The organism is Pirellulales bacterium (genome assembly GCA_036499395.1).
Taxonomy (GTDB): Bacteria; Planctomycetota; Planctomycetia; order Pirellulales; family JACPPG01; genus JACPPG01.
The window spans coordinates 1-12,446 of record DASYDW010000056.1; the positions used below are offsets into that span (position 1 = coordinate 1).

Consider the following 12,446-nt stretch of genomic DNA (forward strand, 5'->3'; position numbering starts at 1 on the left):
GGCGTCAGCACCGTGGCCGCCGAAATGGCGCTCACCGCGGCCAGCCTGTCGCCGCAACGCGTGCTGCTGTTGGACATGAATACTACCGACGCCGGGCGGGCGGGTACCCTGCGTGCCTGGCGCCAGCTCGGCATTTACGACGCTGCCACGGCGACCGACTCGGACTCGTCGGGCATCGTCCCTTCGCGTTATGAGAACCTGTCGCTCTTGTCGTGCCGCGACGCCGAGCAACTGAAGCCGTTGCCGTTCGATCGGCCGCGGATGACGCAACTACTGCGCGACCTGAACGACGAATACGGTTTGGTCATCGTCGATCTGCCGCCCGCGACTGACTCCAGCCTGGCCTTGGCCATGGCCGGATTGCTCGCCGGCGTCGTGCTGGTCGTCGAAGCCGAACAAACTCGCTTCGAATCGGCACAGCGTGCCACGAAGAGTCTGCAGCAGGCCCAGGCGAACCTGCTGGGAGTCATTCTCAACAAAAGGCCTCAGCACATTCCTGAATGGTTGTACGACAGGCTGTAAACCACTTCGCCACCTTTTTGCGGAACTTTAGGAAGATGATCCGTTTTCTAAAAAAAGTAACGACGTTTCTCCGCGGAGAGGCGGGCCTGTCGTCGCTCGAGTTCCTTAACTCCATCGAACGGATGCGCAACATCCTCGATCGCGAGCGGATGCGCGCCGATCGCGGGAATACGATGTTCACGCTGGTGACCTTCACCTGCAGCGAAACGACCGACAACGCCTACCTGGCCGAGTTAGGCCGCATCGCGCAGGAGCGTATCCGCACGACCGACGACGTTGGCATGTTGGGGCCGCACTGCATCGGTGTGGTCTTGCCGGAAACATCGGCCGGAGGCGCCTGGCGCGTGGCCGACGATATCTGCTCGAAGCTGCCGAACAACAAGCCGCGTCCGCAGTGCGACGTTTATGTCCACCCGGCCGGGCGTATCAGTCGGCCCGATGACCAGAACCCGCAGACGGACCGCCGTGAAGGCGAGACTTCCGGACGTGGCAACGACGAGTTCGCACCCGTCGGCGCCGACGACGATGACCCGCGGGCGGCACAGGCCATTCAATTTTTTTTTGAACAGTCCATGCCCAGCTGGAAGCGAACCATCGACCTGGTTGGCGCGGCCTCGGCACTGCTGATCCTGTCGCCGCTGCTGGCCGTAGCCGCGATTGCCATCAAGGTGACGTCACCGGGTCCGGTGTTCTTCACGCAGATGCGTCACGGGCTGGGAGGGCGGCCGTTCAAGATCTACAAATTTCGCACGATGTGCGTCGATGCCGAGGCCAAGAAGCAGGCGCTGCGCAGGTTCAGCGAGCAGAAGGGTCCGGCGTTCAAGATGAAGAACGATCCGCGGATCACGCGGCTGGGAAGCTTTTTGCGCAAGACGAGCATCGACGAATTACCGCAATTGATCAACGTCGTGCTGGGGGACATGTCGCTGGTGGGTCCGCGCCCTCTGCCGTGCGACGAGTCGGAACGTTGCTTGCCTTGGCAACAACGACGTTTGGATGTCACACCCGGTTTGACCTGTATTTGGCAGATCGAGGGGCGCTCGAGAGTCTCGTTCGATGATTGGGCTCGCATGGACGTGCGATATATCCAATCGCGGTCGCTGGTCAAGGACGCGAAATTGATCGCTCAGACGCTCCCTGCGGTCATGCTTCGCAAGGGTGCTTGCTGATTGGCATCTGCGCCGCGGCCTGATCTGGAGCTAACGATGAGCGACAACACTGACACTGCGCGGCCGCGTTTGCTGCTGGTCGCGTTCGAGTGCAGTCCCAAGCACGGCTCGGAATGGGCCAATGGCTGGAACCGCGCACTGCAAGCGGCCCTCCGCTACGACACGTGGGTCATCACGCACGGAGGACCGCAAGAATACGAGATTCGCGATTACCTGGCCGCGCACGAGCCGATTCCGAATCTGCACTTTGAATTCGTCCCCTGTGCGGCTTTCGACAAGCATCCGGTCCACGTGGGCGGGCGCTTGTGGCTGGCCTACCACGACTGGCAGCGTGATGTGCTGAAGCGCGCCCAGGAATTGCAGGCCACACGACCGTTCGATCTGATCCACCATGTCACGAACACCGGATTTCGCGAGCCGGGGTATCTGTGGCAGCTCGATGCTCCGTTCGTCTGGGGACCAATCGGCGGATTGCACAACTATCCGTGGCGATTCCTCAGCGAAGCTGGCCTGCGCGGCGCACTCACCGAAGGGGTGCGTAGCATCGCCAATTCGTTCCAATTGCACTGCAGCCTGCGCGGCCGCCGAGCCGCGCGGCGCGCGAAAGCCATACTGGCCGCCAATTCCACGGCCTGCCAACGGTTCTACCAGGGCCGCGGCGTGCTGCCTCACGAGCTTCTGGACGTCGGCATCGCCTCGGTCGCCGAGCAACCGCGTCCCGCGCGCAGCGGAGACGAACCGTTGCGGATCCTCTGGTCCGGACAGTTCGTTTCACGCAAAGCGCTGACATTGCTTCTCAAGGCCCTCGCGCAACTACCCGCCGATTTCCGTTATGTCCTTCGCGTTGTCGGCGGCGGTCCGCTCGAGGCCCAATGGAAGCAACTGGCCGAACGACTGGGCGTCAATGCTCATATCGAATGGGCTGGTTGGCTTCCTCACGCTCAAGCGCGCCAGCAATACGATTGGGCCGACGTCTTCGTGTTCACCAGCTTGCGCGACAACTCGGGCACGGTGATGCTCGAAGCGATGGGAGCCGGAGTGCCGGTGATCTGCCTCGATCATCAAGGCGCCCGGGATATCGTCACACCCGAGTGCGGCATCAAGATCGCCCTTAGCACGCCGCGCAAGGTCGTTGCCGACATGGCCACGGCCTTGGTCGAGTTCGGCGGCAATTATGCTCTCCGTTCCCGTCTAGGGAATGCGGCTTACGCGCGAGCAAAGAAATACCTTTGGGACAACCTGGGCCGGCAAACTGCGATTGTTTATCGCGAGGTGCTGAACGACACGGCAAACGCCCAGCAGACAGCGCCGCACCCCTTGCAACCGCGCAGCACGATCCGGCCAAAGCTGTTGGCCCGCGAGGCCGCGGTGTGGGGAATCGGCCGCGCTGCCGCAGCATTGCAAGCAACGCGCGGACGTCGGCCCGGCAATGGTTTCGGCATCCTGACGTACCACCGCGTGACGGAGAACGTCTCCGGCTTCCCCGCGCCGACCTGGAACATCACCCCCGCGCAGCTCGAAAAGCAACTCGCGGGGCTCCTACGGCGAGGATTCCAGCCGTGGTCCTTGTCAGACTTGCTGCAAGCGCGGGCTGCCGGCGTCAAGATTCCCGCGGGCGTGTTCGCCGTCACCTTCGACGACGGCTACGAGAACAATTTCACCGATGCGCTGCCGGTCCTCGAAAAGCTGGGCGTACCGGCCACGATCTTCCTGGCCACGGCGTTCGTTGATCAGTCGGAACCGTTCCCCTTCGACGATTGGAAATCTCGCGGTCAGCGCGGCGTTCCCGTGACCGCCTGGCGCCCTCTGAGCGCGTCGGAATGCGGCAAACTACTCGACAGCGGCATGATCGAGCTAGGCACTCACACGCATACGCATCAAAAGTTTCTCGGCCGACCCGAAGATTTCCGCCGCGACATGCAAGCCAGCATCGACATGCTGCACGAGCAGTTCGGCGTGCGCCATCCGGTGCTGGCCTTCCCGCATGGCATTCACGACCAAGAGATGCTGGACATTGTGCGCGAGCTCGATATTCCGTCAGCACTAACGACGGTGCCGGGCTTGATCGACCTGGCAAGCAATCCGCTTGGCTGGGGACGATTCAGCGTCGAGTCGCATGACACGGCGGCAACTTTGGCCGGCAAGCTCGGGGGTTGGTACACGGAGATCACGCATACGATCCGCACGTTTGGTCGTGGCAAGGTGCAGAGCACCGCGCCCGCCGAACATGTTGATGCCCCGCTCCCCGCGTCACCCGTCGAAGTGCCGGCCGAGCAAGAACTGGTCGGGTGCGACTGACCTTCCTCACAGCATGATGTTGAGCCAAACGGTCCATGACCCGCAGACAGGTAATTTGTTCGCCATGCAGGCTGAAACAGTGGAAACGTCGAATGTGTTGACGACGGTCGAAGTTCTCGACCGCCCTGCGACACACTCGCGCGCCCGCTCTAACGTCGGCCGGCGATCCGATACCGCCAAAGCCCTGATGTCGATCATCGATCAGGGAATCTACAGCGGCACCAGCTTCGTGACCGCCGTGATTGTCGGCCGCGCTACGTCACCCGACGTGTTGGGAATATATTACCTGACGATGACGATCGTCTACGTGGCGATCGGTCTGCAGGAATGCATGATCTCGAATCCCTTTGCCATCCTCTCGCCCCGGCGGCACGGTCGCGATCTGGCTGAGTTCGCCTCGAGCACTTGGACCTATTACCTGTCGTGGAGCGGAATCTGCCTGCTGGGCATTCTCGCGGCGCTTGGTTACTCGTCGTTCGCCGGAGATGCTCATCTGACCAGCGGGCTGCAAGCGTTGACCTTCGCCCTGCCGCTCTTGCTGTTGCGCGAGTGTCTGCGGCGCTTCGCATTCGCCCGCTTGCGCTTGCCGACCGCCGTGGCGATCGATGCCACGAGTTCGACCGTGCAAATCGCCGGGCTGGGACTACTCGCTTACTTTCATCAGCTCACACTTTTCGGAATTTTCGCTGTCATGGCAGCCGGCTGCGCCGTGGCGAGCCTGGGCTGGATCGCCAGCAATTGGCAATCGCGCCCGCCGCGTCCAACGCGAGCACTCGAGGATCTGCGTCATACGTGGCCGATCGCGCGCTGGTCGCTGGCCAGCTTCATGCTGACCAACACGATTCCTTTCATCATGCCGTGGATCGTCGATTCCGCGGCCGGTGCCGCGGCGGCTGGCCTATTCGGCGCTTCCGCCACGCTCGTCGGCGTGACCAATGTGTTGGTCCTCGGTGGTAGCAACTTCCTGATGCCGCGAGCCGCCGAAGCATTTGCCACGCGCGGTGCGCACGGCTTGAGCCGCGTGCTATTGGTGATGGCAATCTTGTTTATCGCCGCTATTGGTACCTTCGGCACGATCATTTTCATCACCGGCGATCGGATACCGGTGTTTGTCTACGGCGCTGAATTTCGGGGGACTGGTCTGCTGGTCGCAACACTCGCGGTCAACGTATTGGCTGGCAGCTTGGGAATGATCGCCGCCCAGGGGCTGCTGGTAATCGGTCGTCAGAAAAATAATTTCGTCATCGACATCTGCATGTTCACGATCACGATGGTCGCCGCAGCGATCCTCGTGCCGCGCTATGGCGCGCTGGGGGCGGCGCAGGCTTCGGTGATGGGGGTGACCGTCGGCACCCTGGCACGCGCTATGAAACTGGTCGGAATTTTACGCAGCATGCCGGCACAACCGGCCGGCGCTTGAAGATAACGTACGAAACTCGACACGATTTTCACCCTGAGCAGTTCGGGCTCAAAATGAAAATTCGCAATGCTAATCCACTTGCGCTGGCAACCCACGAGGTCACGACGTGGGCCGCTATGCAATGCGCAAACCCTGCGCTCGATAGTCCGTTTTTGCGGCCTGAGTTCACGCAAGCCGTGGCCGAAGTGCGAGAAGACGTCGAAGTCGCGGTGCTCGAAAACCAGCAGCAACCCATCGGCTTTTTCCCCTATCAGCGCAAGCGGCGCGTGGGCCGGCCCGTTGCCGGACGGCTATCGGACTTTCAGGCAATGATCGCGCATCCCGGATTTCGCTACGAGCCGGCCGAGGTGGTGCGTGCCTGCCGCTTGTCGGCCTGGCATTTCGATCATTTGTTGGTCGAAAACGGCGCCTACAGTCCTTTTGTGTGGCGAGGGGCCGAGTCCCCGTTTATCGATCTCAGCGCCGGCTTCGACGGTTACATGCAAGCCCGCGAGAACGGCCGCAGCCTACGATCGGAATATGGCCAGCGCAAGCGAAAAATCGAACGCGAGGTAGGACCGCTGCGGCTGGAACTCGACACGCGCGATCTGGGCGTGATCGCCACCTGCTTCCGCTGGAAAGAACAGCAATATCTTCGTACCAACGCGCCAAACCTGTTCGCCTACAACTGGGTGCGCGATTTGTTCGCTGTGCTGCTCGAGCATACATGCAAAGAATTCGGCGTCATGGTTTCGACCCTCTACGCCGGCAGCAAGATCGCCGCGATCAATTTCTGCCTGCGCTCGAACCATGTGCTGCACTCGTGGTTTCCCGCCTACAACGTCGAGTTGGCGCAATACTCACCAGGCACGCTGCAATGGTTCGAGCTGATTCGGGCCTTGCCGGCGCTGGGAATCAAGCGCATCGACCTGGGCAAAGGGCCCGAAGGCTTCAAGCGGCGCTTCATGAGCGGCGCGACCCAGGTGTGCGAGGGGACGGTCGATCTGCGCTTCCTGCCGACTTTGTTCCGTCGCGTCTGGCAGGGGACGCGCGATCGCATCCGCTATTCGCGACTATATGGCCCAGCCCGCACTCCTGCGGCGCTTTTATACCGTTACCAAAGTTGGCGCGAATGCCAGTAATGCATTCGCGATCCATCGGATCTTAAACAAAGCAGTTTGCTATGAACGTTTTTAAGAAAATCGGCATCTGGTACATCCTGGCAACCCCGGTCTTGGCTGGCCTGTCCACGTTCGAACTCAAAGCTTCGGACGATGGCTTCACCATCACCGGTTTGATATGGGTGGCGCAGTTTGCCGTGGGCCTGCTGCTGTTGCCGTTCGTCTGGTCCTCGGACGATCACCGGGGCGATCTCAGGCCCTGGTGGCCGTGGTTCGCCTGGTGCGGCTACGCTTGGATGACGCTGCTGTGGTGCGACAATCTCGGCCGGCGCAACGTGCAAGAGACGATTCAATTGTGCATGCCGGTATTGGTCGGCATGATCGCCGCTTCGGTCATTCGCACCCGCGATGATCTGCGACGATTGTTCTCGACATTCAATATCACGTTTCTGTTTCTGGCCGCGTTTACGATGCTGTTCCTCTCGGGTCGCTTCGACGAGGAATGGATTTCGACCCGCGTTCGACCAGCGGCTTTGACGATGACGCTGGTCGGCTGCGTCTATATTGCGGGTTATCCACGTCGCACGTTTTGGCCCATTGCTGGCTGGTCGGCCTGCGTACTGTTGACGCTTCTGTCGCAAAGCCGCATGGCGACAATGACGCTACTGATCGCGCCGGTCGCGTTCCCTCTGTATCGCCGCAAATGGACGAATTTCGCCGCCACCGCCGCGCTGGCCGCGGTGGGACTTGGTCTGTTCTATACGCCGATCGTGCAGAAAAAATTCTTCGAGTCCGGCAGCGGTAAGCTCTCGGAAGCTTTCGAAGGAGATTACGCCGGTGCCGGACGATTCGAGGCCTGGCCCGAAATCTACAAGGAAGCCTGGACTCATCCCGCGCTCGGCGCTGGGGTCGGTTCGGCGTACGACTTCGTCCCGCTGGTCTGGGAAGACATCAACCACGTTCACAACGACTATCTGCGTGTCTTCTTCGAAATGGGCATCATTGGCGAATTCATCTTCGTCGCCACCATGCTCTGGCAATTGGTCGTGCTCTATCGTCGCACGCAAACCACGCGCGGCTTAACCCGCAGCGCCTTCGTGGCCGCCTTTCTCGGCTGGTGCGGGCTGCTGGTCAGTTGTGCGACAGATAACACGATTCTCTACAACATCTACTACACCGACCTTTTGTTCGCCCTGATTGGAGGCGGTTATGGTGTTCTGGCTGCGAGCACAAGCGGGCAACATGCGGCCGAACACGTCTCAGTGAACGAACCCCGGCATCTTAACTACCACCCCGCGTGACTCGCACGCACGCCCAAGGAAACCCTGTCATGTCAATCTCCGCCCAGAAACGACTGACTGTCAGCATCATCATCCCAACGTACAATCGCGCCCATCTGGTTGTGGAAGCGATCGAAAGCGCGCTCTCGCAAACGCGCGTTCCGGACGAGATCCTGGTGATCGACGACGGTTCGACCGACAACACGACGGCTGTGCTCGAGCGCTTCGGGGCGCCCGTTCACGTGCTGCGTCAGGCAAATCGCGGCCGCTCGGCGGCGCGCAATACCGGCATCCGCGAAGCCACGAGCGACGCCGTCCTGTTTCTCGACTCGGACGATTTGCTGATGCCCAATTGCATCGAGGAATTCGTCTCGGTGCTCGAGCGTCAGCCTGACGTCGACGTCGTATACGGCAATGCGAAACTGATTGATTCGCAAGGTCGCTTGATCGCGCTCTATGCCGATCGCATGCCCGGCCCTCGTCCCAGCGGCCACATCCTGGGTGAGCTGGCCCGCCGCTGCTGCCTGACGGTCTGTTCGATGGTGCGTCGCTCGGCACTGCGTGGCATTCGCTTCGAGGAAGGGATGGAATTCGGCGAGGATTACGATCTGTGGCGGCAGTTGGCCGCACGGTCGAACTTCCAATACGTTGACGAGCCCTTGACCTGCTATCGCTTTCACAAGGGGATGACAATCTCGTCCGACCCGCGCAAAAACCTCGACGCCGAGCTCGAGGTGCAGCGCCGCGTGCTCGAGATGCCCGAGTTCATGGCACTCTCGGCGCGTGATCGGGCTTGCGCTTACGCAGCTCATGGGGCCAAGCAAGCGATGCGTGATCGCGGCGGCCTGGCGCGGCGCTTGTTCTGGCGCGCCATCCGCACAGATCCCACGTACACAACCAGCTATGCCCTGCTGGCGCTATCCGCGGTCAGCGTGCGTCCGCTGCAGTTCGCGATCTCGAAGCGCCGCCGCATGCTCGGTAATCACATCGCGGCCGAGGCCGGCGGCGCGGCGCTCGCGCAAGAACGGGCCGCACCCAGCCAGAATAAGTCCCCCATCATCATCCCCGACAGCGACAACGTCGTTCATGGTGAGGAACACGTCTATGGTTAAGGTTCTGGTTGTTGGTCAAACGCCGCCGCCGTATCTCGGTCAGCCGATCATGCTGCAAAAGCTGCTCGATAGCGGCATTGCAGACGTCGAGCTGCATCATGTCGGCATCCGGCTGTCGACCGACGCCAATGAGGTCGGCCGCTTTGGTTGGACAAAGGTGTTGAATCTTTTTCCGATCATCGCGCACATCTGGTGGGCGCGAATCTTCCGCGGCGTGAAGATACTTTACTACCCGCCCGCCGGACCGAACCGCGTGACCATGTTCCGCGATTTCGCGATCCTGCTTCCCACGCGTTTCTTGTTCGCGAAAACGATCTTCCACTTCCATGCCAGCGGGCTGTCGGAAATGTATCCGCGCCTGCCGGCCTGGCAGCGGTGGTTATTTCGGCGCGCGTATTACAACGCCGACGCTGGGATCCGCCTTTCGGAGCTAACGCCCGACGACGCGCGACAGTTGCGCGTCCATCGCGAATACGTGATCGCCAACGGCATCGACGATCCCTGTCCCGCTGGCCCGATTACGGACACGACGCCGGTCAGCACGCAGCGCCCGCTGCGAGTTCTCTTCGTGGCGATGCTACGCGAATCGAAGGGAGTGCTGGTCCTGATCGAAGCCGCGGCACAACTGGCCCAGCGCGGCGTCCCGGTCGAAGTTGAGATCATGGGCCAGTTCATCAGCCCGGAATTCGCCGATCGGGTGCATGCACGCGTCAAAGAACTAGGGGTCGAGGATCGCGTCAAATTCCTGGGCATGCTCACCGGCGATGCAAAGTTCGCCGCTTATGCGCGGGCCGATATCTTCTCGATGCCCACGTTCTACGAATCCGAGGCGTTCCCGGTCGTGCTGCTCGAGGCGATGGCCTACGGCCTGCCGATCGTGGCCACGCGCTGGCGCGGAATTCCGACGATCGTCGATGACGAAGTGACGGGCTTCCTGGTCGAGCCGCGCGACTCAAGCCCCGTGGCAGATCGCATCGCGGAATTGGCCGAGGATCCGGCCCTGCGAGTTCGCCTCGGACAGGCGGGACGCGAGAAGTTCCTCGATCTGTACGTTTGGGAACGCCACCTCACAAACATGCGCCGCGTCTTTCTGGACACCGCCGGCATCGTCGACGCCCGACATGACGAAGTCACACTGCAGCAACCTGCCCCGAGCGAAGCCAAGGTCGAAGCCCTCGCCTGACCTTGCTCGAGATCGCGTACGAAATCACACCTTGATGCTCCCCACCAGCGCGACAAAGCATGAAATTTAGCGGATCGAAAACTGGCCGCGGCCCCTCCTCGGCCGTGGCGACCCCCAGCCGAACGGAATCAAAGCGAACGGATGCCACCGGGCGCGTCGAGACGAGCGTCCCTGCACCGTTGGGGCGGATCCATTGGCGCAATTCTCATTCGGCCTTGGCCGCGGCGCTGAATTTGACGACCGATGCCGTCTACTTCGTGTCGCTCGACGACATGTGCATTTGCGCTGCGAACGTCGCAGCCACGACGCGCACAGGGTATGAAGTGGCAGAGCTGATCGGAATGCGTCTGAATGAAGTCGTGGCGGTATCCGCCGGAATTGATCCAGTCGAGTTGCATCAGGATGATGCCGAACTGGCGTCCCTGGCCGCGCGGGGCGTCGAACGCGCCAAGGACGGGCAGGCCCTGGAAGTCGAAATCCGCTGGCGGCGCGTCGCCAGCGAAGGTGAGTCGCTGTTGGTGGCCGCGGTGCGCGAAGTCGTGACACCGGAAGTCATCGTGCCGCCGGCGATCGAGCCCGATCCACGCGACCCGCTGACCGAATTACCCAGCCGGGCGCGCCTGGCATCGCGGTTGCGAACGATCGAGCGCCAGATGCGCAGCGAACCTGCGCCGGTGGCGATCCTGTTTCTGGATGTCGATCGATTCAAGGACATCAACGACACGCACGGCCACCTGACCGGCGACCGCGTGTTGCGCGAAATCGCTCAGCGGTTACTGAACTGCGTCCGGCAAGATGACCTGGTTGTGCGCTACGGCGGTGACGAATTCGTCGTCCTGCTGCACGCGGTCCGCTCGCAGCAGCAGGTCGAGCAGATGGTTGAACGTATCGCGACCGAGATTCGCATCCCCATCGCCTTGGCCGACGGGCAATTGATCGTCACGGCAAGCATCGGCCTGGCCGTGGCGCACGATGCGGCGGAAACGCAAGATCTGCTCGAAACGGCGGACCAGGCCATGTATAGGGCCAAACGTGCCGGCCGTCGCCCCTCGCGATAACCGGTCCGCGCCGCGCGTAACAACGTTCATTCGGTGGTCCGCGCATTCGCTATAACCCATAACAATCGGACCGTATCGCGGGACTCGGGCGCCGCGGTTGGACGACCCTCGGAGAGCGGGCCATAGTTGGGTTGAATGATCACTGGCCCGGATCGCAGGGCCAGTCATCGCCGTACACATCAGGAGTTAGCGAGCCCATGCGGATACTTGTCACCGGCGGAGCAGGATACATCGGCAGTCACGCCGTGCGGTTGCTCGCGCGCGCCGGACACGACGTCTGGTCCTACGACAATCTCTGCCTGGGCCACCGGCAAGCCGTCCCGACCGGCCGGCTGATTGTGGGCGAGCTGAACGATCGCGCGCTCCTGGAAGGCACCTTGCGCGAGAAGAACATCGAGGCGGTCATGCACTTCGCCGCCTTCTCGCTCGTGGGGGAATCGGTCGCGAACCCGGCGATTTATTACCAAAACAATCTGGCCTCGAGTCTGTCATTGCTCGAGTCGATGCGCGCCGCCGGCGTGACTCGCATTGTGTTGTCGAGCACCACGGCCACGTATGGCGCTCCCGAACATACGCCGATCGCCGAAGACACGCCGCAGCGACCGATCAATCCTTACGGCTTTACGAAGCTGGTGGTCGAGCACGCCTTGGCTGATTACGCGCGAGCCTACGGCTTTGCTTACGCCGCGCTACGATATTTCAACGCCTCGGGCGCGAGTGCCGACGCCGAGATCGGCGAGGACCACAAACCGGAATCGCACTTGATACCGCTCGTACTACAGGTTGCCCTCGGCCAGCGCGAATCGATCACGATCTTCGGCGAAGACTATCCCACGCCCGACGGCACCTGCATCCGCGACTACATCCACGTCGACGACCTGGGCTCGGCCCATATCAAGGCGCTTGAACGCTTACGCCCCGGGCACGGCATTTTATGCAACCTGGGGATCGGCCGTGGCTACAGCGTGCGTGAGGTGATCGACGCTTGCCGGCGCGTAACGGGGCACAAGATTCCGGCCGTCGTCGGCCCGCGCCGCCCTGGCGATCCGCCGGAACTGATCGCCGACGCCACCCGCGCCCGGCGCGAACTCGATTGGCAACCCGCCTACAACGATCTCGAACAGATCGTCGCCACGGCCTGGCAATGGCACCGCACACACCCCAACGGGTATGGCGAGTAGCCGTGTCCAGCGCAGCGCCTGACGCGGTCGCCGTTATACGACAAGTCCGCCGGGCTTTCGACAAGCGCACCGCCACTTGCGGCCTTCTCGCCGCTGGCTGAGAATACGGCATTCGTCCCGTAT

10 protein-coding genes are annotated in these 12,446 nt (G+C 61.9%); all 10 read left to right on the forward strand.

Features of this window, described 5'->3' with window-relative positions; all coding sequences use genetic code 11:
- Window positions 1-522: P-loop NTPase (locus tag VGN12_08030; GenBank protein HEY4309384.1), on the forward strand; the 522-nt coding region annotated here is incomplete at its 5' end.
- 35 nt (window positions 523-557) lie between these two features.
- A complete protein-coding gene (locus tag VGN12_08035) occupies window positions 558-1,691 on the forward strand; it encodes a sugar transferase (protein HEY4309385.1) in 1,134 nt (377 codons plus the stop codon).
- Between the two features lie 36 nt (window positions 1,692-1,727).
- Entirely contained in the window at window positions 1,728-3,989 is a 2,262-nt protein-coding gene (locus VGN12_08040) for a glycosyltransferase (GenBank protein ID HEY4309386.1), read from the forward strand.
- A 64-nt stretch (window positions 3,990-4,053) separates the two neighbouring features.
- The gene (locus tag VGN12_08045; protein ID HEY4309387.1) at window positions 4,054-5,409 is read left to right on the forward strand and encodes a hypothetical protein; all 1,356 of its coding nucleotides are present in this window, start codon (window positions 4,054-4,056) and stop codon (window positions 5,407-5,409) included.
- Window positions 5,410-5,462: 53 nt separating this feature from the next.
- Complete coding sequence (locus VGN12_08050) at window positions 5,463-6,530, forward strand: GNAT family N-acetyltransferase (GenBank protein HEY4309388.1); 1,068 nt, start codon at window positions 5,463-5,465, stop codon at window positions 6,528-6,530.
- Between the two features lie 41 nt (window positions 6,531-6,571).
- Window positions 6,572-7,810 (forward strand): O-antigen ligase family protein, encoded by a 1,239-nt coding sequence (locus VGN12_08055; protein HEY4309389.1) that lies wholly within the window; start codon window positions 6,572-6,574, stop codon window positions 7,808-7,810.
- Window positions 7,811-7,839: 29 nt separating this feature from the next.
- The gene (locus VGN12_08060; protein ID HEY4309390.1) at window positions 7,840-8,901 is read left to right on the forward strand and encodes a glycosyltransferase family A protein; all 1,062 of its coding nucleotides are present in this window, start codon (window positions 7,840-7,842) and stop codon (window positions 8,899-8,901) included.
- Entirely contained in the window at window positions 8,894-10,084 is a 1,191-nt protein-coding gene (locus VGN12_08065; GenBank protein HEY4309391.1) for a glycosyltransferase family 4 protein, read from the forward strand. The genes VGN12_08060 and VGN12_08065 overlap by 8 nt, the downstream gene beginning before the upstream one ends.
- Before the next feature lie 59 nt (window positions 10,085-10,143).
- The gene (locus VGN12_08070; protein HEY4309392.1) at window positions 10,144-11,142 is read left to right on the forward strand and encodes a GGDEF domain-containing protein; all 999 of its coding nucleotides are present in this window, start codon (window positions 10,144-10,146) and stop codon (window positions 11,140-11,142) included.
- Window positions 11,143-11,339: 197 nt separating this feature from the next.
- A complete protein-coding gene (gene galE, locus VGN12_08075) occupies window positions 11,340-12,323 on the forward strand; it encodes a UDP-glucose 4-epimerase GalE (GenBank protein ID HEY4309393.1) in 984 nt (327 codons plus the stop codon).
- The last annotated feature ends 123 nt before the right edge of the window (window positions 12,324-12,446 follow it).

Bases quoted from the DNA above. Each gene is read 5' to 3' on its own strand.
- VGN12_08060 (HEY4309390.1), top strand. From the start codon at position 7,840: ATGTCAATCTCCGCCCAGAAACGACTGACTGTCAGCATCATCATCCCA.
- VGN12_08045 (HEY4309387.1), top strand. From the start codon at position 4,054: ATGCAGGCTGAAACAGTGGAAACGTCGAATGTGTTGACGACGGTCGAA.
- galE (HEY4309393.1), top strand. From the start codon at position 11,340: ATGCGGATACTTGTCACCGGCGGAGCAGGATACATCGGCAGTCACGCC.
- VGN12_08050 (HEY4309388.1), top strand. From the start codon at position 5,463: ATGAAAATTCGCAATGCTAATCCACTTGCGCTGGCAACCCACGAGGTC.
- VGN12_08065 (HEY4309391.1), top strand. From the start codon at position 8,894: ATGGTTAAGGTTCTGGTTGTTGGTCAAACGCCGCCGCCGTATCTCGGT.
- VGN12_08070 (HEY4309392.1), top strand. From the start codon at position 10,144: ATGAAATTTAGCGGATCGAAAACTGGCCGCGGCCCCTCCTCGGCCGTG.
- VGN12_08055 (HEY4309389.1), top strand. From the start codon at position 6,572: ATGAACGTTTTTAAGAAAATCGGCATCTGGTACATCCTGGCAACCCCG.
- VGN12_08040 (HEY4309386.1), top strand. From the start codon at position 1,728: ATGAGCGACAACACTGACACTGCGCGGCCGCGTTTGCTGCTGGTCGCG.
- VGN12_08035 (HEY4309385.1), top strand. From the start codon at position 558: ATGATCCGTTTTCTAAAAAAAGTAACGACGTTTCTCCGCGGAGAGGCG.